Annotated in this window: 15 protein-coding genes and 2 pseudogenes; 12 read left to right on the top strand and 5 right to left on the bottom strand. The window is 70.8% G+C overall.

Features of this window, described 5'->3' with window-relative positions; all coding sequences use genetic code 11:
* Window positions 1-2 precede the first annotated feature (2 nt).
* The 3 genes from ACH4U8_RS20855 to ACH4U8_RS20845 all read right to left on the bottom strand — a co-directional run bounded on the left by ACH4U8_RS20855 (window position 3) and on the right by ACH4U8_RS20845 (window position 6158).
* The gene (locus tag ACH4U8_RS20855; protein WP_395779254.1) at window positions 3-2228 is read right to left on the bottom strand and encodes an ATP-binding protein; all 2226 of its coding nucleotides are present in this window, start codon (window positions 2226-2228) and stop codon (window positions 3-5) included.
* A gap of 277 nt (window positions 2229-2505) precedes the next feature.
* Window positions 2506-4341 (bottom strand): sulfatase-like hydrolase/transferase, encoded by a 1836-nt coding sequence (locus ACH4U8_RS20850; RefSeq protein ID WP_395779252.1) that lies wholly within the window; start codon window positions 4339-4341, stop codon window positions 2506-2508.
* Entirely contained in the window at window positions 4338-6158 is a 1821-nt protein-coding gene (locus ACH4U8_RS20845; RefSeq protein WP_395779250.1) for a sulfatase, read from the bottom strand. Before ACH4U8_RS20845 ends, ACH4U8_RS20850 begins: the two co-directional genes overlap by 4 nt.
* 271 nt (window positions 6159-6429) lie before the next feature.
* Here ACH4U8_RS20845 and ACH4U8_RS20840 point away from each other — a divergent pair, with 271 nt between their 5' ends.
* From ACH4U8_RS20840 to ACH4U8_RS20825, 4 genes are all read left to right on the top strand, one after another.
* Window positions 6430-7671, top strand: a complete 1242-nt coding sequence (locus ACH4U8_RS20840) for an ABC transporter substrate-binding protein (RefSeq protein ID WP_395779248.1) — start codon at window positions 6430-6432, stop codon at window positions 7669-7671.
* Between the two features lie 55 nt (window positions 7672-7726).
* Complete coding sequence (locus tag ACH4U8_RS20835; RefSeq protein WP_379988663.1) at window positions 7727-8692, top strand: formylglycine-generating enzyme family protein; 966 nt, start codon at window positions 7727-7729, stop codon at window positions 8690-8692.
* A gap of 85 nt (window positions 8693-8777) precedes the next feature.
* Entirely contained in the window at window positions 8778-11255 is a 2478-nt protein-coding gene (locus ACH4U8_RS20830; protein WP_395779246.1) for a beta-glucosidase, read from the top strand.
* Between the two features lie 88 nt (window positions 11256-11343).
* Complete coding sequence (locus ACH4U8_RS20825; RefSeq protein ID WP_360305907.1) at window positions 11344-12909, top strand: sulfatase; 1566 nt, start codon at window positions 11344-11346, stop codon at window positions 12907-12909.
* A 169-nt stretch (window positions 12910-13078) separates the two neighbouring features.
* Here ACH4U8_RS20825 and ACH4U8_RS20820 read toward each other — a convergent pair whose 3' ends face one another.
* Window positions 13079-14269: a serine hydrolase domain-containing protein gene (locus tag ACH4U8_RS20820; RefSeq protein ID WP_395779244.1), complete on the bottom strand. Its 1191-nt coding sequence runs from the start codon at window positions 14267-14269 to the stop codon at window positions 13079-13081.
* An 89-nt stretch (window positions 14270-14358) separates the two neighbouring features.
* Window positions 14359-15021 carry a TetR/AcrR family transcriptional regulator gene (locus ACH4U8_RS20815; protein ID WP_360305911.1) on the bottom strand — a complete coding sequence of 221 codons (663 nt, stop codon included), beginning with the start codon at window positions 15019-15021 and terminating at the stop codon, window positions 14359-14361.
* Window positions 15022-15215: 194 nt separating this feature from the next.
* Here ACH4U8_RS20815 and ACH4U8_RS20810 point away from each other — a divergent pair, with 194 nt between their 5' ends.
* From ACH4U8_RS20810 to ACH4U8_RS20775, 8 genes and pseudogenes are all read left to right on the top strand, one after another.
* Window positions 15216-16772 carry a long-chain fatty acid--CoA ligase gene (locus tag ACH4U8_RS20810; RefSeq protein WP_395779242.1) on the top strand — a complete coding sequence of 519 codons (1557 nt, stop codon included), beginning with the start codon at window positions 15216-15218 and terminating at the stop codon, window positions 16770-16772.
* 64 nt (window positions 16773-16836) lie between these two features.
* A complete protein-coding gene (locus ACH4U8_RS20805; protein WP_360305915.1) occupies window positions 16837-18042 on the top strand; it encodes an acyl-CoA dehydrogenase family protein in 1206 nt (401 codons plus the stop codon).
* Window positions 18043-18146: 104 nt separating this feature from the next.
* Entirely contained in the window at window positions 18147-19634 is a 1488-nt protein-coding gene (locus ACH4U8_RS20800; protein ID WP_395779240.1) for an MFS transporter, read from the top strand.
* A gap of 724 nt (window positions 19635-20358) precedes the next feature.
* Window positions 20359-20625, top strand: a pseudogene (locus ACH4U8_RS20795) (integrase core domain-containing protein); the annotation flags it as partial.
* 24 nt (window positions 20626-20649) lie between these two features.
* Window positions 20650-21443: pseudogene (locus ACH4U8_RS20790) on the top strand (ABC transporter ATP-binding protein).
* Between the two features lie 211 nt (window positions 21444-21654).
* On the top strand, window positions 21655-21918 hold the full coding sequence (locus tag ACH4U8_RS20785; protein ID WP_395779238.1) for a hypothetical protein: 264 nt from the start codon (window positions 21655-21657) through the stop codon (window positions 21916-21918).
* A 111-nt stretch (window positions 21919-22029) separates the two neighbouring features.
* A complete protein-coding gene (locus ACH4U8_RS20780; protein ID WP_395779236.1) occupies window positions 22030-22332 on the top strand; it encodes a helix-turn-helix transcriptional regulator in 303 nt (100 codons plus the stop codon).
* 28 nt (window positions 22333-22360) lie between these two features.
* Entirely contained in the window at window positions 22361-23524 is a 1164-nt protein-coding gene (locus ACH4U8_RS20775; protein ID WP_395779235.1) for a tyrosine-type recombinase/integrase, read from the top strand.
* Window positions 23525-23682: the final 158 nt, after the last annotated feature.

Genomic DNA, 23682 nt, shown 5'->3' with positions numbered 1-23682 from the left:
GTTCAGCCACCGTCCTTGCCGAGGAACACCGCGCGTGCCAGGTCGTCGCGTTCGGCCAGTTCGCGGGCGTCACCGGTGAACCGGACCTGCCCCTTCTCCAGGAACACCGCCCGGTCGGCGATGGCGAGGGCGATGTTGAGGGACTGCTCGACGATGATCATGGTGAGTCCGTCGGCCTTGAGGCGCTCGATGATCACGAGCAGGTCCTGGACGACCACGGGGGCCAGGCCGAGCGAAAGTTCGTCGATGAGCAGGATCTCGGGTTCGTGCATGAGGACCATGGCGAGGGCGAGTTGTTGCTGCTGCCCGCCGGACATGGAGCCGGCGCGCCGGCCGAGCCGGGCGGCGAGGTCGGGGAACACGTCCAGTACGTAGGCGAGTCGCGCGTCGCGGTGCGCTTTGTCGCGGTCGCGGAGCTGGAACGCCGCGATGTCCAGGTTCTCGCGTACGGACATGCCGGGGAACACGCCCTTGCCGCCGGGCAGCAGGCGCATGCCGTGCCGCCCGCGCTGCTCGGGGGCCACGTACGTGATGGTCCGGCCGTGGAGCCTGACGACGCCGCGCGATGGCGTTCCGAGCCCGCAGATCGCCTTGAGAATGGTGGACTTGCCGGCACCGTTGGTGCCGAGCAGAGCGAGCGTCTCGCCGCGCCGCACCTCGAAGCCGACGCCGAACAGCACCTGCACGTTGCCGTATTCGAAGTCGATGTCGTGGACTTGGAGCACCGGGATGTACTCCGCGTTGCCGGCCTGCCGGTCGCGCTCCTCCAGTTCCTCGCGGAGTTCGGAGACGACGCGGGACAGGTCGTTCCTGATGAACGCCGAACTGCGGATGAGCATCAGGGCACCGATCAGAATCGACGGCACACCGATGATCAGCGCGGCGGCACGCGGATCGTACGAGTCGAGGATCAGTGCCGACAGGAGCGAGCCGCCGGTCGCGCCGATGAAGAAGATGTAGATGGCTGCGAGCGCCGACGCGAGGCCGCGCAGCCGGTAGGGCGCCACCGACTGCATGACCGGGCCGACCATGGCGAACGCCGAGGACAGCAGGATCATCGGCAGCATCTGCGCGACGACGAACAGCGGAGCGGTCGGCATCGCCCATTGGAGCGGCATCAGCACCGCCACCGGGAGGATGAGGACGCCGATGAGCCGGAGCGCCCGGGCCGGGTCGGTGCGGTAGAGCCGGTCATAGCGTGGGCCGACGAAGGGTAGGACCGCCAAGACGCCGAGCCCGCCCAGGGTGCCGTACACGCCGCGCTCGAACGTGCCGAGCCCGAAGTGGTCCTCCATCCACAGGTTGGTCAGCACCGGCGCGGTGAACAGCCCGAAGCCGATCGCGGCGAAGGCCATGACCACCGTCTTGGTGGTGCGGATCTTCATCAGGCGCGCGAACGCGGCTTCGACCGAGACGGGCATCGGCTTGTCCTGCTTCAGGACTTCGCCGAGGACCGCCTTCATCTCGTGCTGCCCGCGGGGCGGTTCAGGTAGGCGGAAGGCGAACAGCGCGGCCGCCGCGGTGGGCACCGCGAGGACGAAGAACGCCCAGCGCCAGCCCTCGCCGCCGCCCGCCGCCGCGGCGATGCCGCCGACCGCGAGCGGGCTGAGCACCGCGGCGATCCGGCCGGCCATGCCGTTCGTGGCCGCGAGTCGACCGCGGACGCCGATGGGGTAGGTATCGGCGTTCAGGGAGCCGTGCACGGGCATGGTGCTCGACTTCGAGACGCCGACGCCGAGCCGGGCCAGGAACATCAGGAAGACGTTCGCCGCCGCGCCCGACGCGAGCATGAACAGCGAGAAGGCCAGGCCCGCCCATCCGGCCACCCGGCCGCGGCGGTACCGGTCGGCGAGCCACCCCATGGGCAGCGCGCCCAGCACCAGGAACGCGCCGGATCCGGCGGACAGGAACACGATCGCGCCGTCGCTCATCCCGAATGTGTCGCGGATGTCCGGGGCGAGGACGCCGAGTGTGGCGTGCTCCAGTTCGTCGAACGACGACAGCAGCATCAGCGTCAGGAACGTCGCCGATCCGCCGGCCGCCAGCCCCTCGCGCAGCGTCAGCTGCTCGGCGCCGACACCCGGCAGCAGGTCGACCGCGAAGACCGCGTCGCGTTCGGCCTCGGTTCGGCGTGCCCGCTCGGCCTCGGCGGCGACCAGACCGGCAGCAAGGCCGGACGCGGTGGTTTCGGTTGCGGACGGCCCGGATGTGCCGTGCGGCGCCGTCATCGACGGCTCCTGCGCAGCGGGCAGCACGAATAGAACACCATTGTTTGCACTCCCCAGGCATGGGTCGGCGGGCCCGCCGCCCCGTCACGGCGCCCCGGGTCACGGCGCCGAGGCTCGCTCCTACGGGCGCCCCGGCGAACGGAGATCGGCACGTTGATTAAGTGCCCATGAATCTATGGAGCAGACTGGAGTGTCCGCTAATGACTGTCAAGAGAAACAGATCATCGCTCGCTCAACTGCCTCTGATAGATACCTAGGCATCTACAAGAAGCCGGCGTCAGCCAATGCCGAGCGCCTTCCGATGCGCCTCGGGGATTGCCCGCAGCATCCGCTCCCAGTCGAAGACGACGGTCTCGGGCGTGTACCTGCCGTCGATCCGGAGGAGTAGGTGGCGGGCGAGGTTCCCGCCGTACTCCCCGCCGTTGTCGGCCGCCTCGGCGATCACCGCGCGGTACGGACGCGCACGTTCGGGCCCCAGCGCGGCCAGCGCGGTCAGGGCCTCGAGAACGACCGCGGGCGGATGATCGGTGCTCGCCGACCCGGCGAGCTCGTCCGCGGCCTCGGCATCCCCGAAGTGACAGGCCAGCGCCTCGGCGCAGGGGATGCGGACGTGGGGGTCGGGATCGTCGGCGACAGCCGCCCGCAGGAACGGCACGGCGTCGGCCGCGGCTCGGCCGAGCGCGAGCACGCCGATGGCGCCCCAGCGCCGCACCGTGGCGTCGGTGTCGGTGAGCGCGGCCAGGTAGGTCGGCAGGTCCGCCGGGTCCCGGCGGGCGATGCGGTCGGCGACGTCGAGGATGCGCGCCAGCGGGTAGGCCTCCGGCGCGCGGCTCGCGTCGTACCCCTCGGCGGCGGAGCCCTCGGGGAGGAAGCCGTTGTCGTTGACCGCGGTCATGTGGGCGCGAAGGGCGTCGTCGAGCCGGCGTTCCACGTGCGCGTGCGCGGGGTCCCCGGCGAGGTTGCGGACCTGGTCGGGGTCGGCGGTCGTGTCGTACAGCTCGATGCCGGGCTTCTCGCGCCAGAACGCTTCCTGAACGTCGTCCAGTTCGGCGTTCAGGTGCGCCGCCTCCCAAGCCTGGTAGCCCTTGGCAAGCCAGGCGAACGCCTGATGGAGGCCGTAAGGGCGGTGCGGCTCGTAGTTGCGGATATAGCGGTAGCGGGCGTCGCGCACGGTGCGCACCATGTCGTTGCGCGCGTCCATGCGGTTGCGCATACCGAAAGCCAGTTCGCGGTCCGCGTCGAAGTCCGCGCCGACCAGGCTCGCGCCCTGCATGTGCGCGGGCACGGTGCCGCCGACGAGGTCGACCAGGGTGGGCGGGATGCGGATGGTGCCCACTGCCGCCTCGACGCGGGTGCCCGGCGGCGGGAACAGGTGGGCGTACCGCTCGGGCGCGGCGACGATCAGCGGGACGTGCAGGCCCTCGTCGTAGCACCAGCGCTTGGAGCGCGGGTTCACGCCGCCGTGGTCGGAGGTGTGGATCACGATCGTATCGTCGAGCAGGCCGTCTTCGGCGAGTTGAGCCAGCAGCCGCCCGACCTCGGCGTCCATCTCGGCGATCTTGCGGTAGTAGTGCGCGAAGTCGGCCCGGATGTCGGGAGCATCGGGGAGGTACGCGGGCAGCCGGACCGCATCCCGGTCGACGATGGGCTCATCGCGCCGGAACACGCTGCTCTCGTGCGTGCCGTCGATGTTGAACACTGCCAGGAACGGGGCGCCTTCGGGGCGGTCGCGCCAGTGCGCCGTCGGGGCGCAGGCGTCCCAGACGGCGTGCGGGTCGACGTCGCAGTTGTAGTCGGTCTTGACGTTGTTGCTGCAGTAGTAGCCCTGCGCGCGGGCCAGTTCCGGGTACGTGGTCATCCAGGCGGGTCGGTGAGCGACCGCACGCATGTGGTGTGCGGGGCCGTTGCTCTCCGGTGCCACCCCGGTGAGCAACGCGAAGCGGGACGGCGCGCATACCGGGGCAGCGGAGTACGCCTGCCCGAAGAGCGTGCCGCGCTCTGCCAGCGCGTCAAGGTTGGGCGTGGCCGCGAGCGGGTCGCCATAGCAGCCGAAGCGCGGCGGGCAGTCTTCGCTGACCGTCCACAGGATGTTGGGGCGTGTGTTGCGGGTCATACGGGCACTCCGGGGTTGGTGGGGGCGGTGGCGGGGCCGAGTCCGCCGAGGGCCGCGGAGACGGTCCGGACCACGTCGGGATTGAGCAGGCCGGACGCCAGCGCCGACAGCTGGATCAGCGAGAGGTCGCCGACCATGCGGACGAGACTGCCGTCGACGAGCCGTCCAAGGCCGTGGTTGCGCAACACTCCGACCGCTGCCGCGTCGGCGAACAGATCGCGCATGGGCGCATTGACACTGCGCGGACCGTCAGGGAAGTCGGCCGGGTCGAGCGGCTCGGCGTCGCGTGCCGCCTCGGTTTCGGCGCGCTGGACTCGGGCCAGCAGGTGTTCGGGTGTGACCGGCCCCTCCGTGGGCAGACCAAGGCGCGCGTACTGCTCGGCGGGCGCGTCGCAGGCACGCATGACCTCCACCAGCATTGCGGCCATGCGCAGTTCGAGGTCGTCATCGACGAGCGGTTCGAGCTGGTCCGGGTCGGCGGCCAAGTCGAACAGAAGGGTGCCGAAGGAGGCGGGTGACATGGCGAACGCGGCGACCTTGAGGACCGGTGCGCCTTTGGTGAACGCGTACTCGCCGCCGCGAACGAGTTCGGCGCCCGCGAGTTCGCCCGGCGTGAAGCGCGCCGCCATACGGGTGGGCATCAGGGTGAGCTCGGAGAGCGGGGTATTGGCGGGGGTCGCGCAGGAGCGCATGTAGACATGCCGGCCGTCGGTGACGGAGACGTGGCCGCCGAACGAGCCGAAGATGCCGGCCTCGCGCACGGGGGTGTCGTCGGCGACGGTGGCGCGCAGCGGGACGCCGGTCATGTCGGGGGTGCGGTCCACACCGAAGAACTCCAGCAGAGTGGGCGCCAGGTCGACGGTCTGCACCAGTGCCGCGCGGCGTTCGCCGGCCACGCGGCTGCGCGGGTCCCAGACGAACAGCGGGGTGTGGATGGTCTCGTCGTACCAGGGCTGGACGTTCTTGCCCCACCAGCCGCGTTCGCCGAGCAGGAACCCGTGGTCGGTGCAGACGATCAGCATCGTGTCGTCCCACAGGGCGTGTTCGTCCATCGCATCGAGGATGCGGCCCAGGTTGTGGTCGCACATGGACAGCAGCGCGGCGTACTCGTAGCGGACGTGCTCGACCTGCTCGGGCGTCTCGCGCACCATGCGGTAGTCGGGCCAGTCGTACTGAGGGCCGTCGTAGTCGTGCTTGTACAGGTCCTTGTACTGCTGCCGGCTGAAGAACGGCTCGTGCGGATCGAACGTCTCGATCTGCACGAACCAGTTGTCCTCGGTATGGTTCGTCGCGATGAACTCCAGCCCGGCGTCGAAGGTCTTGGTCTGCGGCTGGTCCTGCTCACGCGTCATGTACATGCGGTTGACCCAGTCCTGGCGCCACTTCTCGCCGCGCAGGCTCTTGAGTGTGTCCGGGGTGTCCGGGGCCGCGACGTGGCCCTTCCACGCGTCCCCCTCCTGCCCGCGGAAGAACTCGTAGGTGCGGAAGCGGTTGTGGTAGGTCGCGCCCCCGTCCTCCCAGTAGTGCTGATGGTCCGTCACCAGGTGGGTGTAGACCCGGGCGTCGGTGAGCATTTCCGGGCACGAGTCGTCGTACGGCTCCAGCGGACCCCAGCCGCGGTGCAGGAAGTTGTGGCGGCCGGTGTGCAGTTCGCGCCGGGCCGGCATGCACGGCATGGACCCCGCGTAGCAGTTCTCGAAGACCGCCGTGCGCTCCGCGAGCCGCGCGAAGTTCGGGGCGTGTACCCACTCGGGCGCTCCGTACGGAGGCAGGTACTTCCGGATGAGGGTGTCGAACATGACCATGACGGCTTTCACGCGCTGCTCCAGACCGGCACTGCCGAGGGTCGGGCGTATATTTCCCAGTGATATGTACGCCAGAACGTAATCGCATGCAAGAGGGGCCATTGACTACAGGTAAGGATCGAAGCATTCTGAGGCCCCTTAGGTTCCTGGGACTGTAGTGGGCGCGAGTGCCTGCGTGTCCCGGCTGACGGGAGGTCCGTCCCCCATGCCATCGCACGCTCATGACCCGCGCCGGCGGAGCCTCGCTCTGCGGCGGCTCCGGGCCCTTGCCGCGGCTGCTGCGGTGACTCTGGTCGCCGCCGGGTGCACGATCGAGTCCAAGGGCCCGGCCGGGGCACCCGGCGCCCCCGCGGGACCCTCGGTCCGCGCCGAAGCGCCGGGCGTCACCGCGGACAGCATCAAGATCGGCATCGCCTACCCGGACTTCGCCGCGATCAAGGCGTTCGTCAACATCGACCACGGCGACTTCGAAGCCACCTACCGGGCCCTCATCGACAAGATCAACGCGGACGGCGGTGTACAGGGTCGCAAGCTCGTACCGGTCTTCGCCAAGACAAACCTCATCTCTCCGGCCGCCGCGCAGGAGACCTGCGTCAAGCTCACCCAAGAGGAGAAGGTCTTCGCCGTCCTGTACGCCGCGCCGGGCAACCAGCAAGCCGCGTGCTACCTGCAGAACGGGCGCACCGCGGTGATCGGCGGACCCATGGGCGCCGGCATGTACGCACAGGCCCGGGCCCCGTGGTTCAGCTTCATCGGCGAGGACGCCGCCGGCCGGGCGGTCGAGACATTCGCCGCTCGCGGCGACCTCGCCGGCCGCAAGGTCGCCGTGGGCGGAGTCGTCAACGACCAGGCACAGATCGAGCAGATCGTGCTCCCGGCCCTCAAAGCCGCGGGTGTCACACCGGTCGCCACCGGCTACATCGCCGCCAACGCGTCCGACCCCGCGGCGTTCGCCCAGCAGGCGGGCGTGCTCTTCCAAAAGGCCCAGACCGCGGGAGCCGACACGCTGCTGAGCGTCGGTGCCGGTGCGCAACTGATCCCGCAGTACCTGGAAAAGACCGCCTGGCGACCCCGCCAGCTGTTCACCGCGCTCCCCGACGGGTACCTGACCACCAAGGGCGAGCACGACTTCTCCACCCTCAAGGACGCGGTCGGCGCCACACAGGTCACCGACTTCGCCGACCCGGCCCTGACCGCCTGCGCCGACACCGTCACCAAGGCCGACCCCACCCTGACCGGGAAGCTCGTCGACCCGGCCACCGTGCCGAGCGGCCGGCCCACACCCGGCGCCTCCATGGCCACGGCATGCCGGACCCTCGCGCTGTTCGCCGCGATCACCGACAAGGCGGGCCGGAACCTCGACCACGCGACTTTCCAGCAGGCCGGCTTCGACCTCGGCACCTTCCACGTGCCGGGCTTCCGCGAACCTGCGACCTACCGGCGTGAGACCCCCTCGGGCGCGATCCCGATCCGTGCGATGGTCTACGACGCGACCGCCAACCGATTCGTCCCGGCGGCGAACTGACCGCCCCGGAGCCCCTTGCCGGCGTACTCCGCCGCCTTGAACCGAAGGAGCGCCCATGGGCGACCCCTCCGCCTCCGCGCCCCCGTCCTGCTGCACACCCGGACGGCCGGGGCCCGTCGCCGTCTCGCCGCGGCCGACACCCGCCCGCGGCGCCGACACGGGCCTGGACGGCATGGCGATTCTGCCCGGCGGGGAGTTCCTGATGGGCACCGACGACGCGGAAGGCTTCCCCTCGGACGGGGAGGGCCCGATACGACCGGTGCACGTCGACCCGTTCGCCATCGACGTGTACGCGGTCAGCAACGCACGGTTCGCCGATTTCGTCGCAGCCACCGGCTACCTCACCGACGCCGAACGCATCGGCTGGTCCTACGTGTTCGCCGCGTTCCTGCCCGGCTCGCTGCGCCGCGGCGCACCCCGACCGGAGCGCACCCCCTGGTGGTGTGGCGTGGCAGGGGCACGCTGGGACCAACCCGAAGGCCCCGGCAGCGGTGTGGACGAGCGCCGCGACCACCCGGTCGTGCACATCACGTGGAACGACGCGGACGCCTACTGCCGCTGGGCCGGCAAACGCCTGCCCAGCGAGGCCGAATGGGAGTACGCGGCGCGCGGCGGCCTCGTACAGCGCCGCTACCCGTGGGGCGACGAGCGCGAGCCCGACGGCGTCTACATGTGCAACATCTGGCGAGGCAATTTCCCGGCGAAGAACACCGCCGAGGACGGCTACCGCGGCACCGCCCCCGTCGACGCCTTCCCGCCCAACGCGTACGGCCTGTACAACATGGCCGGCAACGTGTGGGAGTGGTGCGCCGATTGGTGGTCGCCCCGCCACCTCGGACCGTCGGACAACCCACGGGGCCCGCAGACGGGACACGACAAGGTCATGCGCGGCGGCTCGTACCTGTGCCACGACTCCTACTGCAATCGCTATCGCCTCGCCGCGCGTACCGCCAACACCCCGGACAGCTCCAGCGCAAACGCCGGATTCCGCTGCGCCCGTGACCTCGGCGACGCCGCCTGACCCGCAGCCGCACCCCGTACCGCACCCGCGCCGAGCCGCCGTCCCGCAACCCGGCGCATCCCATCGCACCACGTTTGGAGCCCCGATGACCGAGCCGATCGACGCCGACCCGCCGTTCGCAGCTCCCGCCGAGGAAGCACTGCGCGACCTCCTCGCCCGACTGTCGCCGGACGACAAACTGCGCCTCGTCACCGGTGAAGACGTTTGGTCCCTCCCGGAGATGCCGCACATCGGCCTGCGGAAGCTGCGCATGTCCGACGGTCCCGTGGGGGTGCGCGGCACGACCTTCGACGCCGCGGACACCAGCATCGTCCTGCCGAACCCCTCCGCACAGGCCGCGGCCTGGGACCCCGCCGTCGCGAACCGGTTCGGCTCACTTCTCGGCGCCCAGGCCCGCGCCAAGGACGTGCACATCCTGCTCGCACCGACGGTCAACATGCACCGCACGCCGCTCGGCGGACGCCACTTCGAGTGCTTCTCCGAGGATCCGCTGCTCACCGCGCGCACCGCGGTCGCCTACATCGAGGGTGTCCAGTCCCAGGGAGTCGCGGCCACGGTCAAGCACTTCGTGGCCAACGACGCCGAGAACGAGCGCATGACCTACGACGTCCGGGCGGACGCACGCACCCTGCGCGAGGTCTATCTCGCGCCGTTCGAGGCCGCGGTCCGCGAGGCGCGCGCCTGGCTGGTCATGTCCGCCTACAACTCGGTCAACGGCGACACCATGACCGCGAACTCCCCGCTCCAGAACGACATCCTCAAGGACGAGTGGGGCTTCGACGGTGTGGTGGTGTCCGACTGGATGGCCGTGCGCTCGTCCGAGCCGGCCTTCCTGGGCGGCACCGACATAGCCATGCCCGGGCCCGCCGATCTCTGGGGGGAGCCGATCCGCAGGGCACTCGCCGAAGGACGCATCGACGAGGCCGTCCTGGACGACAAGGTGCTGCGCATCCTGCGGCTTGCGGCACGCGTCGGAGCACTCGGCGATTTCCGTGCCCCCGCCGCCGATCCGGGCCTCCCGGCCGGAGCCCGGGACCGGATCCGCGCGCTCACCACACGCACCATGGTTCTTCTGGAGAACCCCCGCGGCAGCCTGCCCCTCGACACGTCGGCGCTGCGCCGCGTCGCACTCATCGGCCCGAATGCCATCCGCACTTCCGCACAGGGCGGCGGCAGCGCCACCTGCTTCCCCGAGCATGTCGTCGACATCGCCGAGGGCCTGCGTTCGGCGCTCGCCCCGGAGACCGAGCTGACGGTGCGGGCCGGCGTGTTCACCCACCGCAAGCTGCCCGGCATCAACCGGGGCAACAGCACCGACCCGGACACCGGCACACCCGGCTTCACCCTGGAGTTCCGCGCCGCCGACGGCACCGTGCTCGGCAGCGAACACCGTCTCGGCGCACAGGCGATCGTGTGGCCCGGCCTCTACCCCGAAAGCACGCGCGTGATCGCCATGCGCACACGCCTTACCCCCGAGTGGGACGGTGACCATCTCCTCGAAGTACTGGGCCTCGGAACGATGACAGCGACCGTGGACGACACGGTCCACACCCTCGACCTGGGGGCGGGCGCGGGCGACGTGGGCGAGAATCTGATGCGCCCGCCCCTGACCCACATCCCCGTGACCGCACAAGCGGGCGTACCCCTCGACGTCGAACTCGTGCACACCGCCGACACCGACGTCCTGGTCGCGAGTGTCGGCCTCGGCTGGTCCCCGGCCCCGCCCGATGACGACACCGAGCTGGCCGCCGCGGTCGCGGACGCCGCCGCCGCGGACCTCGCCGTCGTCGTGGTCGGCACCACCGAGGACATCGAGTCCGAGAGCTTCGACCGCACCGGCCTCGCCCTGCCCGGCCGTTCCGACGAACTCGTGGCACGCGTGGCGGCCGCCAACCCCAACACCATCGTGGTCGTCAACGCCGGATCCCCGGTGCTGATGCCGTGGCGGCACGACGTCGCCGCCGTGCTGTGGGCCTGGCTCCCGGGGCAGGAAGGCGGCGCGGCCGTCGCCGAGGTCCTCACCGGAGCCGCCGAACCGGGCGGGCGCCTGCCCACCACCTTCCCGGCCGACGAAGCCGACGTGCCCCTCCTTGCCCACGACCCGGTCGACGGCGTACACCACTACGCCGAAGGATCGGCCATCGGCCACCGGCTGTGGGCGCTGAGGGGCGCCAAGCCCGCCTACCCGTTCGGGTACGGCCTCGGCTACACCACCTGGGACTACCGGGACCTTCGCGTCGAAGGCGATGCGGCCGCGGGGCTGACGGTCACGGCGACTCTCGCCAACACCGGGGCACGGCCGGGCCGGGAGATCGTGCAGGCCTACCTGGAACCGGTCGACGGCGAACTCTTCGGTGCGCCGGAGCCGCCGCGCCTGGTCGGCTACGCCGCGGTCGACGCCGACCACGGGCATACCGCGACCGTGCGCATCACCGTCCCGCCGCACACACTGGCCCGCTGGGACCCGGCGGCCGACGCGTGGCGCATCGTGCCCGGCGCGTACCGGCTCACCGTCGGCGGGCACGTCGCGAACACCCGTGGCACCGCGACGATCACGCTGTAGCACCAGCACCCTACGGACCGGACCGCCGAGGGCCCATCGCCGCCCTCGGAGGTCCGGTCCGCCCGCCCCCCGCACCGACAGGAATCCCATGCGCATCATCTACGTCGACGTGGACACCCTCCGCGCGGACCACACCACGCCGTACGGATACCACCGGCCGACCACCCCGCACCTCCAGGCACTGGCCGACAAGTCCGTGGTCTTCGACCGCTACTACTGCTCGGACTCCCCGTGCCTGCCCTCCCGCACCGCGCTGACAAGCGGTCAGTTCGGCATCAGCAACGGCGTGATCGGACACTTCGGCGCCGCCGCCCGGTTCCGCCTGGACGCCGGTCACCTGCCCGACCCCGACCGGCCCATGCTGGGACAGCACTTGGTGGCCGGGGGCATGAACACCGCGGCCGTGTCCGTGTTCGCGGAACGGCACCGGGCGTACTTCTTCCACGCCAACTTCCGCGAATCCATCCGCGCCACGCCGAACCTCGGCGACGAAGAAGCCCCCGACGTCAACCGCGCCGCAACCGACTGGATACGCCGGCACGCCGAGGACGAGGACTGGTACCTGCACATCACCTACTGGGAGCCGCACACCGACTACCACCAGCCGGTCGAGTGGACCGAACGGATGGCAGCGTCCGGGCCCGTGCAGGAATGGCCGGACGAGGAGACCATCGCGCGTCACGGCGCCGAGACGTACGGGCCGCGCAGCGCCCTCGACCTGCACTACACCTTCGGCGGCACGCGCACATCCCCGGTGCCGCACAACATGCCCGACCGGATTGCCTCGCGCGCGGACTTCGAGCACCTGATCAACGGCTTCGACGGGGCGATCGCCTACTGGGACCACTACTTCGGCGAACTTATGGCTGTCCTGGAGGAGTTGGGCATTGCCGAGGAGACCGCGGTCATCGTGAGCGCCGACCACGGCGAGTCGTTCGGCGAGAACGGGTCGTACGCCGAGCACGGTCTCGCCAACGAGCCGACGCACCGCCTGCCGCTGGTGTTCTACTGGCCCGGCCTGACCGACGACCTGCCCGAGGAGGCTCGACGCAACGACGCCCTCCTCTACAACATCGACCTGGCACCCACGCTGTGCGACCTCCTGGGGCTCGGCGTGCCCGACGGATGGCAGGGCGAGTCGTTCGCGGCAGCCGTTCGCGGCGAGATCGTCGAGTCACGCGAATACCTGGTCCTCGGCCACGGCGCGCACACCTACCAGCGGGCCGTCCGGACACGCGACCACCTCTACATGCGCACGTACCACCCAGGTGCGTTCCGGGCCGAATGGGAGCAGCTCTTCCACGTCACCGAGGATCCGCACCTGACCCGGGACCTGCTCGCCGACGAACCCGAACTCGCCGCCGCCATGCGCTCCCGACTCGCCGAGTGGTGGCACACGTACGCGGGCCGCCCCGGCTGCCTCCCCGATCCGATGCAGGCGACCTTGCAAACCGGGCCCCAATACGCCGATCCCGCCCAGTACGCCCGGCACTTGCGAGCCACCGGCCGCGGCCACCTCGCCGACGACCTCGAAGCCCGGCTCGACAACCTCGTCGTCCCCGTCTCCTGGCACGCCCGCGAACAGACCTTCGGCGAGGACCTGATGAAGCGCTGGATTCCCCGCATGCAACGGTCCGCGTCCGCACCGACCTGACGCGCGAACGTTGGGGCGGCCAGGCCGGCGGGGTCGCGGCGGGCGAGGCGGTCGGCAACGGCGAGGATGCGTTCCAGCGGGTAGACGCCGGGGCTGCGGCTCGGCTCGCAGCCTTCGGCGGGCCCCTTCGGGGAGGAAGCCGTTGTCATGGAGGGCCGGGCGGGCCGGGTCAGAGCGCGCCGTTGAGGTGCTCTCCGATCCGGACGAACGTCGGCACCAAGGGGGCGACGGGGGCGGACGGGGAGACGATCTGTGATCCGTAGTGGGCGACGACGAGTTCGAGTCCGGGCGAGATGAACAGCCGCTGCCCGTGGATGCCGCTGGCCATGAAGGACCCGTAGCGGTCGTTCAGGATCCACCACAGGTCGTGGTACGAGAGCGTGGCGGGCGCGGTCGGCGGCGCGGCGGGGAAGCGCACGCGCTTCGGGTAACCGTCCGGGACGCCGGAGACGATCGTCGAGGCGACCGCTGCCGGGATGATCTGCCGGCCGCCGGCCGCGCCGTCGCAGCGGATCGCCTCGCCGAGCCGGGCGATGTCGCGCGCGGTGGCACTGAACCCGCCGCACGCCGCCTCGTTGCCTTCGGCGTCCAGGACGAAGTAGGCGTCCTCGTCCACCCCCAGCTTCGACCACAGCAGTTCACCGAGCAGCTCGGCGATGCCGGTTCCGGTGACGGCACGCAGCACGTCGGCGAGCGCCTCGACATTGCCGTTCTCGTAGCGGAACTCGGTGCCGGGAGTTCCGGTCGCCCGGGCGGTGGCCAGGTGTTCGCGGATCGTCGCCGGGCCGGTGTAGCCGTAGGGCCGCAACTGCGGTGCGAGGACGGCGAAGTAGCGCTGCGCCTCCAGCGCCTTGTCGTACGGGCGGGCGGCATAGCTCGGGAGCGTGCCCATGTGCAGCAGGTGGTCGACCCGCGCGTCGCCGAACGCGGTGCCCGACAGGTGGGGGGCGTACTTCGCCGCCCGCGCGGTGCGGTCCAGCAGGCCCTGGTGTTCCAGCATCGCGGCCAGCAGGCCGATGTACGACTTGGTCGCCGAGGCGTTGAAGTGCGGTACGTGGGGCGGATATCCGTGCAGGTACCGCTCGTAGACGACGGTGCCGCGGTGCATCACCAGGAGGGCGTCGGTCTGCGCTGTCGCGAACAGTTCGGCGAGCGTGTGGCGCCCGCCGCCCGCGGCGAAGGTCAGCGCGTCCAGGTCCGCGGACCCGGTGGGCAGGGGCCGCGCGGGCTCGGGGCCGCGCCAGACGCGGCGACTGGGCAGGGTCTCGCGGCCCGACGTGGCGTGCACCCGCACCCAGGCGGGGTCGGTGAACCCGCGCGACCAGGGCAGGTCCGTCAGCGAGGTGGTCGGCTGGGGCATCGTGGCACTCCTCGGTACTCAGTGGAGAGCCGTTACCGTACATCGTGTCCGGAAACGTTGGCCAGTGGGAGATCGGCGCGCATGCGCGCTCACGTCTCCCGGGACCCGGCTCCGCCCGCCACGGGGGCGGTCGGGGCGTCGAACGCGCCGGGCACGTCCGCAGGGGCCAGCCCGGAGGCCCAGACGCGGCCGTACACCGAAAGGTCCCGCAGGTGCGTGGTGATCTCGGTCGCGCTGTAACCGGTGTCGGCCTCCACCCACCAGGTCAGGACGCCGACCAGCTCGCCGGTCCAGGCCCGCGCCACGACGTCGAGCGGTACCCGGGGCGTGGCGCCGTGCTCCTCGGCGCGCTCCCGGAAGACCTGTTCGACCCGGTCGCAGATGATCGCGGTGAACTCCCGCAGCGCCCGCCCGTCGCCCTCGCCGCGCAGGATGACCCGGTAGACGTCGCGCTCCTGCTCCGCGTGCTCGAAGATGTAGCGCACCGGCAGCCCGGTGAAGCCGCGGGTCTGGGCCTGGACCACGGCCGGCAGGAGGCGTTCGCGGTCCTCGGCCAGGTCGCGCACGATGCCGACGAGCAGGTCGTCCTTGTCGCGGTAGTGCGCGTAGAACGTCGCGCGGGCGACGTCCGCCCGCGCGGTGATCTCCTCCACGGTGATCGGCTGGAACCCCTTCTCCAGGACCAGGTCCACCAGGGCCTGGCGCAGTGCGCGGCGGGAGCGGCGGACGCGGCGGTCCTGGGCGGGCTTCATGGCCGGACTCATCTCTGTCGTATCTCCCGTACGCGGACCGTTGACCTGGCGGCCCCGCCATATTACGTTGCCGGACACCAAAGACGTTTCCAGACTCACTGTTCACTAACGTGGTCGACTGGGAGCGCCGATCGACAGTGGCAGGCGGCGTGCGCGCCGCCGTCCCGCGGCAATCGCGCAGCAATGGAGTCCCGATGAACCTTGGCCGGTACGTGCGCCGGACCAGCAGCCACCAACCCGATGCGGAAGCCGTCGTCTGCGGCGACGTGCGCATGAGCTACGCGGAACTCGACGAGGGCAGCGACCGGCTGGCCGTCGTCCTGCGCGCCGCGGGTCTGCGGCGCGGCGACCGGGTGGCGACGCTCGCCGCCAATCGCGCCGAGCTCGTGGCCACCGAAGTGGCCCTGTACAAGGCGGGGCTGGCCCGCGTGCCGGTCAACGCCCGCCTCGGCGTCGCCGAGGTCGCGCACCTGCTGCGCGAGTCCGGGGCGAAGGCGCTGCTCGCGGACGCCGCGCACCTGGACACCGCACGCCAGGCCCTGCCCGGCACCGACGTGGCCACAGTGCTCGGCTATGACGGCCCGAGCGACCTCGGAGAGGGTTACCCGGACGCGCTCGCGGCGGCGGCCCGCGAACCGGTCGACGTGGACTGCCGCGAGGACGACACGGCCGTCCTGCACTTCACCTCGGGATCCACGGGCAAGCTCAAGGCCGCGGTGCAGACGTACGGCAACCGGCTCGCGCTCATGCGCAAGACGGTGATGAACCCGGAGACCCGGGTCGGGCCGGGCTCCCGGCAGATCCTCGCCGGGCCCGTCACCCACGCGTCCGGCATGCCGCTGACGGGAATCCTGTTCGCCGGCGGCTGCGCGGTGGTCATGCCGCGCTGGGACGCCGAGGCGTTCCTCGCCACCGTCGAACGCGAGCGGGCGACCCACGCGTTCCTGGTTCCCACCATGGTCAACACCGTGCTGGCGCTGCCGGACAACCGGAAGTACGACCTGTCGAGCCTGCGGCAGCTGATCTACGGCGCGGCGCCGATGTCCGCCGCCCGCATCCGCGCCGCCTGGGACCTGTTCGGCCCCGTGCTGTCCCAGGGGTACGGCTGCGGCGAGACCACCTCGGGCGTGCTGTTCCTGTCCACCGAGGACCACCGGCGCGCGATCGACGGCACCGACGCGGAACTACTGCTCTCGTGCGGGCGTCCGCCGGCCGAAGCGGAGGTCAGGATCGTCGACGAGAGCGGCGCGGAGGTGCCCGACGGCGAGATCGGCGAGATCGCCGTCCGCGGCCCCGATGTCGTGGCCGGCTACCTCGACGAGCCCGACCTGACCGCCGAGTCGTTCCGCGACGGCTGGTTTCACACCGGGGACCTGGCCCGGCGCCGCGCCGACGGATACGTCTTCATCGTCGACCGCAAGAAGGACATGATCATCTCCGGCGGCTTCAACATCTACGCCGTCGAGGTCGAAGCCGTACTGCACCGGCACCCCGACGTGTTCGAGGCGGCCGTGGTCGGCGTCCCCGACGCCGACTGGGGCGAGGCCGTCAAGGCGGTCGTGGTCCCGCACGACGGCACCGCGCCCACCGAGGCCGAACTGATCGAGTTCTGCGCCGCCCACCTGGCCCGAATGAAAAAGCCCCGGTCGGTCGACTTCGCCGACGCGCTCCCGCACAACCCCAACGGCAAGATCGACCGCCGCGCGATCCGCGAACGCTACTGGCACGGCACCGAGCGCCGCGTCCACTGACCGGCCTCCCGCACCGCCCAGCGCGCCGGCCGGCGCCTCAGTTACCGGTCAGGAGTACACCACCATGCCCTTCACCCTCGACCCCTCGTACGACCACAACTCCCGCCTGCACGACCTCGTCACGCGGCTCCGCGACTACCTGAACGGCGAACTCGCCGACTACGAGAACCGCCTCGGCCTCGCCCAGGAGTCCCGCTACACCCGCGCCGACCTGGAACCGGTGTGGCGACGCAGCCGCGAACTCGGCTTCTACGGCGTGCACCTGCCGGTCGAGCACGGCGGCCAAGGGCTCACGTACACCGAACTGGCCGCGCTGAAGGAGGAAGTCGGCGCGTCCGGCCGCATCCTGCAACACAGCGTGCTCGGCGACATGGGCGGACCACTGCGCACGGGCTCGATCCTGGAATACGCCACCGACGAGCAGTTGCACCGCTACCTGCTGCCCGTGACCCGCGGCGAACGGGCCTGCTGCTTCTCGCTCACCGAGACCGACGCCGGGTCGGACGTACGGGCCATGAGCACCACCGCCACTCCCGACGGCGACGGCTGGCGCATCACCGGCCACAAGGTGTTCTCCTCGGCCGGACCGTTCGCCGACTTCGCCGTCCTCATCGCCAGGATGGCCGACGACGCCCGGCAGCCGGACGCGAAGCCGGTGTTCTCGGCGTTCCTCGTCGACCTCGACGCCCCCGGGGTCACCGTCCTGGACGGCCGGACCCCGATGTCCGGCGAGCACATCGAAGCCGACATCGTGCTCGAGGACTGCCGCGTCGGCCCGGAACAGCTCCTCGGCGCGGTCGGCGACGGCCTGCGGATCGGGCTCGGCCGCGTCACGGTCAACCGGCTGCTGCACTGCCCGACCGTGCTCGGCATGACCCGCCGCGCGCTCGAACTGTCCGTCGACTTCGCCCGCACCCGCCACGTCGGCGGCGCCCCGCTGGGCGCGCTGCAGTCCATCCAGCACAAACTCGCCGACATGGCCACCGCCTACTACGCGGCACGCGCCATGACCTACGACGCGCTCGCCTCCCTGGACGCCGGCCGCCGGCCGAGCACCGAAGCGTTCATGTGCAAGCTCTTCGTCGCCGAGAACGCCTTCCGGATCGCCGACGAAGCCGTCCAGATCCACGGCAAGGCCGGCCTCGTCCAGGGCTCCGAACCCGAATCGCTCTTCCGCCGCCTGCGCATGTTCCGGATCCTCACCGGGTCCTCCGAGATCCAGAAGAACGCCATCGCCGGACGACTCCTGCTCGGCGACGCCCGGCCCTGACCCGCGGTGCCGCAGCCGCCCCCAGCGCCCGCTCCGCATCGCTTCCCGCACGTGCCGGTCCTTACTCCCGGGCCCCCGCCCGGCAATCCCGCCTGGAGCCCTCGATGTCGCGTGCCCTCAACCACCGCGCCACCGGAAAACGCGGTACGGCCTCGCCCCCGGAAACGTCACCGGGCACCGGGCGAGTCGCAGCAGTAGTCGGATTCCTGGTCGTCGTCGAGCTGCTCAGCGGCGTCGTGCAGAGCATGATCCCGCCGCTGCTGCCCAGACTCGGCACCGACCTGCACATCGGCACCGGCGACCTGAACTGGATCGGCGCGGTGCAACTGGTCGCCGCGACCGTCTGCGTCCCGTTGTTCGCACGCCTCGGCGACCTGTACGGCCACCGACTGCTGCTGCGCGTGGCGATGGTCTGCGTCGTGGCCGGTTCGGTCCTGGTGGCCTGGGCCCCGTCCTTCGAGGTCCTCCTGCTCGGCCGGGTCCTCCAAGGCCCACTCGCCGCGCTGCTGCCCCTGGAGATCGGCCTGGTCCGCGGGCGCCTCACCGCCGAGGGCGCCCGCAAATCCGTCGGGATGCTCGTGGGCGCGCTCACCTGCGGCACCGGCATCGGGTTCGTCGCCTCCGGACTGCTGGGCGAAGCGCTGTCGAACGTCCACGCCATCCTCTGGGTGCCCGCGATCGCCACCATCGTCTGCGCCGCCCTGACCTTCGTGCTGGTGCCCGACACCGACACGCGCGCGCCCGGCGGTGTCGACTGGGCCGGAGCCGCACTGCTGAGCGGCGGCCTCGCGGCCCTGATGCTCGGCTTCTCCCGCGGCGCCGACCACGGCTGGAACCAGCCCGACACCCTGGCCCTGTTCACCGCGTCCGCCATCCTGCTCGCCGCCTGGGTCATGGTCGAACTGCGCGTCGAACACCCCGTCGTCGACATCCGCACCGCCACCCGCCGCAGCCTCTGGCCGGTCTACACCGCCGCCCTCATCCTCGGCGTCACCCTGTACGCCTCCAAGACCGCCGCCGCACTGTTCCTGGCCGCGCCGCCCAAGAAGCTCGGCTACGGCTTCGGCTACGACACCCTCACCATCGGCTGGATGCTCCTGCCCGCCGCGCTCTGCGCGTTCCTCGGATCGGCGCTCGCACCACGCATCGCCCGTGCCATCGGCTCCCGCGCGGTCCTGGTAGTCGGCAGCGCGTCCATAGCGTCAGGATTCGTCTTCCTCGCCCTCGCGCACGGCGAACCGTGGCAGTTCATCGTCGCCGACGTCGCGCTCGGCCTCGGCCTGGGCCTCGGACTGAGCATGCTGCCCGTCCTCGTCCTCGATTCCAGCGCCGCCGACCGCACCGGGGTCGACACCGGCATCTACAGCACCGCCAAAACCCTCGGCGGCAGCCTCTCCGGAGCCGTGTTCGCCGCCGTACTGACCAGCATGACCGTCAAGGGCGGCCGGTTCCCCTCCGAGACCGCCTACGAGACGGTGTGGTGGATCTCCGCAGGCGTCTCCCTCCTGATCGCCGCCACTGCGGCAGTCCTCACCACGACCCCCCGCCCCCACCCGGGCACCGCTGCCCCCACACCCGCAGCACACGGCTGACTCCACCTCCACACACCGAGAGCGCAGCCTCATCGCAATCGCCCATAGGTTCCCCCCGGGACGTCGCCGTGCACAACGCCCCCACCGGCCGGGCTATCACCTGAGCCCACAACAGGCGCACGACTGGCTCGAAGCTGTACGAACAGCGCGCGGTGGGCGCGATCGAGTGCGCGCTTCGGTGGTACTCGCCCCACACGCCACTTGGTATGGAGCGGCCACGCGGCAACCCCAACAGCCATGAACAGTCGACTGAACCGCTGTGATACGCCTGGTTGGGGCACACGATGGCCACCACACCCATGCGCGGCGCGCCAGGATCCCCTGACCAGGGCGTTCTGGCGCTGTGGGCAGCGGAGAGGGACGCCAACAGTACGAGGAAGTCTGCCGCGCACCCTCTGCGGTTCGCCTTCCACGGGCGAATGTTGACCGAGGATCACCAAGATCCCGCGACGTCGAAAGCGTGACAGCTGCCACGCCCCCAAGTGCCAATCCCCGGACAGGTCGAGTGATGGCGGAGATATTCGACGTGGGGCACAGCGGCTCGCTTCCGTGGGCACGTAGGCCGACGCGGCCCTGTTGCCGGCTGCTTTGGCCGATCCGGACCGGGGCTTCGATGCGATTGTGCTCGGGTCGAGCGAACGGGCCTTCTACGGGCAGCAGTTCGCGGGGCCTAGGCCGCCGGCCGTCGCGCGGCGTCGCGGAGCGGGATCTTCCAGAGGTCGCGCCCGTCCCCGCAGAGGTCATGTTCGAACGCGCCTGCCGGGAGAACGGCATCACCGTCCGCCTCACCAGGCCCCGTTCACCGACGACGACGGGGAAGATCGAGCGGTTTCACAAGTCGTTGCGACGCGAACTCCTGCACCACGTCGAACCGTTCGCCGACCGGAACGCGGCCCGGGCCGTGATCGACGCATGGGTCCACGCCTACAATCACTCGCGTCCTCATCAGTCGCTGAACATGGCCTTTCCATCGCAGGTCTTCCGCCCCGCACCCGCATCGACGCCCTGGTCGCCCTTGCGGAACAGCGCTCGGACCCTGCCGGGTTCGAAGTGCGCCGCCCCGCCTCGCGGCGGAACCACCCTCGCCGCCGGCCCCGAGCCGGCCCCCTCGGCCCTTCCGCCCGGGCCGTTGCAGTCGACGCTGCCGCACGGACTGTCCCGCCTGCTCGAGCCCAAGGACGGCGCCGTCTACCTGGACGGCCGCGCGATCCACACGATCCGCGGCAAGGAATTCGCCCGCACGCTCGGCATGCTGCCCCAGGCGCCCGCCGCGCCCGACGGCATCACCGTCCTCGACCTGGTCAAGCCCGGCCGCAGCCCACACCAGTCGTGGTGGCGGCAATCGTCCCAGGACGACGAAGAAGCGGTCCTGCGCGCGCTGACCGCAACCTCGCTGCTCGACGAAGCCGAACGCGACATCGACGAACTCTCCGGCGGGCAGCGCCAACGGGCCTGGATCGCGATGGTGCCGGCCCAGGACACACCCGGGCTGCTCCTCGACGAACCCACCAACCACCCCGATCTCACCCACCAGATCGAGATCCTGGACTTGGTGCTCGACCGCAACCGGGAGCAGGGCCGGACCGTCGTGCTCGTGCTGCACGACCTCAACCACGCATGCCGCTACGCCGACCATGTCATCGCGATGCAGCGCGGCCCATCGTCGCCCAGGGCCCGCCGCGCGAGGCCGTCACGCGGCAACTCGTCGAGAACGTGTTCGCGCTGCGATGCACCGTGATCGACGACCCGATCGGCGGCGGTCCGCACATCGTCCCGTACGGCCGCCACCACGGCGGCCCACCCGCGTGACGCCTGTCCGAGCCCGTTGACGAACCGCGCATTCCCGGCGGGGAGTCCACCGCCGCGACCGCCACGCGGTAGCCCGCCGGCTGCGGCGTCCCGATCGCGCCGGCTCCGCCGACCGGGACCGGCGACACCCGACGCCACCACCACTTCGTCGTGTTCCCGTCTCCGTAGTTCTGCCGCAGCATTGCCCGGCACCTTTGCCGTCATCCAACTCATGGGCGTTGCGGTGTCGGACGCCGTCAAGCGCTTCGGCGAACTCGCCGCCGCCCTGGGCGCCGACCCGAACGGCCCTGCGATCACCACGGCCAAGACCGAGGTCGAAGGCGCCGCCGAAGCCGTGAAGGCATCCGGCGACCGAAAGGCCCGACGTGCCGCCGCCGCTGCGCTGGTTGTCCCGAGGGGGACCAGGCGCCCCGAGCCGGTGGGTTGTGCCTGCGGTTGCGGCGAGCGACTCGGTGCGTACGCGAGTGCATCGTGAAGAGCCCGGCGTGGTTCGCGGAATTCGCGTCGGAGAATGACGTGGGCGATCGGCTGGGTCGACGAGCGGAAGTGCGGGGGCTTCACAATCAGGCATCAATAACGGGCCTGTATGGAACGACACGTAAGGACAGGGGTGGTGTTGGTGCGTCATCTGCATCGGACGCGGGTTCGGCCGGAGAGTGCGGAGCGGGACATGGCCGGGGCGGGGATGTTGGAGGGCGGCTGGTATTCCACCGAGGAGGTGGCCGGGCTGCTGGGGGTGGACCCGTCGACGCTGCGGCGGTGGCGGACCGGACGGCCGGTGCAGGGGCCGCCGTTCGTGCCGCTGTCGGCGCGGACGACGCTGTACAGCGCCGCTGATGTGGAGGCGTGGTTGGTTGGTCGTCGGGTGGATCCGCAGGTGGCCGCTTGATACCGCGGCGGGTGGTGCTGCCGGTCGGGTGAAGCTGTCGGCTGACATCGAGTTCATCAAGGGCCTGCCCAAGCCGTATCGGGCCCGGGTGCGGTGGAGTGACGCCGCGGCGCGCAAGCGCCCTTCCGTGTCGCTGAGTTGGGCCACGGAGGAGGAGGCGCTCGCGTGGATCGAGCGGATGCGGACGTTGGTCGCGGCGGGTGTGGATCCGACCATGGCGACGATGTCCCTCGCCGAGTACGGGGACGCCGTCATGGACATGGCGCTGCGCGGGTTGGAGCGCAAGACGACCGATCCGTATCTGGCGGGGTGGCGGTTGCGGGTGGTGCCGTGGTTGGGGCATCTGCAAGTGGACGCGATCACGCACGGCGCGGTCGATCGTGCGGTGTACGGGTGGATCGCCGACGGCCACGGTCGGTCGACGATCAAGAACAGTGCCGCCGTCCTGGTCCGGGTGATGCAACAGGCCGTGCGGGACGGCCTGAACGAGCACAACCCGGCGCGGATCACGGGCCGGCAGAGCGAGTTCCGCAAGGCGGAGGACGAACTCGACGACCCTCGGGCGCTCGCGCTGCCGGACTGGGCCGCGTTGAACACGCTCGCCGACGCGTTGGTCGAGCGCTCCTCGGGACGCTATCGCGGCTGGGGCGACGTGGTGCTGTTCGCCGGGAGTACCGCCGCCCGCACCGGGGAGGTGTCCGGGGTGCGGGTCGCGGACATCGACACCCGCACGTGGGTGTGGAACCTGTGCCGCCAGACCACCACTTCGCCGGGCGGGCTGGTGGACAAGGGCACCAAGGGCAAGCGTCGCCGGAAGGTGCCGATCATCCCGGCGATCCGTGATCTGGTGCAGCGCAGGATCGATTCGGCGGGCTCGGACCCGATGGCGCTCCTGTTCAAGGGGCCGCGTGGCGGGCGGATCACCACTGCGATCCTGCGCGACGCCACCCACTGGGACGATGTCGTCACCGCCTGCGGCTACGAGTACCTGCTGCGGCACGGGTTGCGGCACACCGGGCTGACGTGGATGGCCGACGCGGGCGTTCCCGTCCACGTGTCGCGCATGATTGCCGGCCACGGATCGCTGTCGACCATGCAGCGATATCTGCATCCGGATCATCGCTCGATCACGAGCGCGGGGGAGGCACTGATGGCCCATCCGACGCCCGGTTGGTCCATAACTGGTCCATGAGCGTCTTCCACCACGGACGCCAACCGGTAAGTGGTCTAAACCTGCAAAAGGCGCTGACCTGGGCTTTTGCCCTGGTCAGCGCCCCTTGAACACCATCGGGACGACAGGATTTGAACCTGCGACCCCTTGACCCCCAGTTGGGCGAGAGGATCGCTTTG

This window comes from Embleya sp. NPDC020886, from assembly GCF_044333915.1.
Taxonomy (GTDB): domain Bacteria; phylum Actinomycetota; class Actinomycetes; order Streptomycetales; family Streptomycetaceae; genus Embleya.
Note: the sequence above shows the minus strand (reverse complement) of the source record. Positions and strands in the feature narration are given on the sequence as shown.

What these genes read in the sequence shown, in the direction of transcription:
- ACH4U8_RS20835 (WP_379988663.1), top strand. Translation starts at nt 7,727, where the DNA reads ATGGGCGACCCCTCCGCCTCCGCGCCCCCGTCCTGCTGCACACCCGGA.
- ACH4U8_RS20800 (WP_395779240.1), top strand. Translation starts at nt 18,147, where the DNA reads ATGTCGCGTGCCCTCAACCACCGCGCCACCGGAAAACGCGGTACGGCC.
- ACH4U8_RS20855 (WP_395779254.1), bottom strand. Translation starts at nt 2,228, where the DNA reads ATGACGGCGCCGCACGGCACATCCGGGCCGTCCGCAACCGAAACCACC.
- ACH4U8_RS20815 (WP_360305911.1), bottom strand. Translation starts at nt 15,021, where the DNA reads ATGAAGCCCGCCCAGGACCGCCGCGTCCGCCGCTCCCGCCGCGCACTG.
- ACH4U8_RS20820 (WP_395779244.1), bottom strand. Translation starts at nt 14,269, where the DNA reads ATGCCCCAGCCGACCACCTCGCTGACGGACCTGCCCTGGTCGCGCGGG.
- ACH4U8_RS20780 (WP_395779236.1), top strand. Translation starts at nt 22,030, where the DNA reads ATGGAACGACACGTAAGGACAGGGGTGGTGTTGGTGCGTCATCTGCAT.
- ACH4U8_RS20825 (WP_360305907.1), top strand. Translation starts at nt 11,344, where the DNA reads ATGCGCATCATCTACGTCGACGTGGACACCCTCCGCGCGGACCACACC.
- ACH4U8_RS20850 (WP_395779252.1), bottom strand. Translation starts at nt 4,341, where the DNA reads ATGACCCGCAACACACGCCCCAACATCCTGTGGACGGTCAGCGAAGAC.
- ACH4U8_RS20810 (WP_395779242.1), top strand. Translation starts at nt 15,216, where the DNA reads ATGAACCTTGGCCGGTACGTGCGCCGGACCAGCAGCCACCAACCCGAT.
- ACH4U8_RS20830 (WP_395779246.1), top strand. Translation starts at nt 8,778, where the DNA reads ATGACCGAGCCGATCGACGCCGACCCGCCGTTCGCAGCTCCCGCCGAG.
- ACH4U8_RS20785 (WP_395779238.1), top strand. Translation starts at nt 21,655, where the DNA reads ATGGGCGTTGCGGTGTCGGACGCCGTCAAGCGCTTCGGCGAACTCGCC.
- ACH4U8_RS20805 (WP_360305915.1), top strand. Translation starts at nt 16,837, where the DNA reads ATGCCCTTCACCCTCGACCCCTCGTACGACCACAACTCCCGCCTGCAC.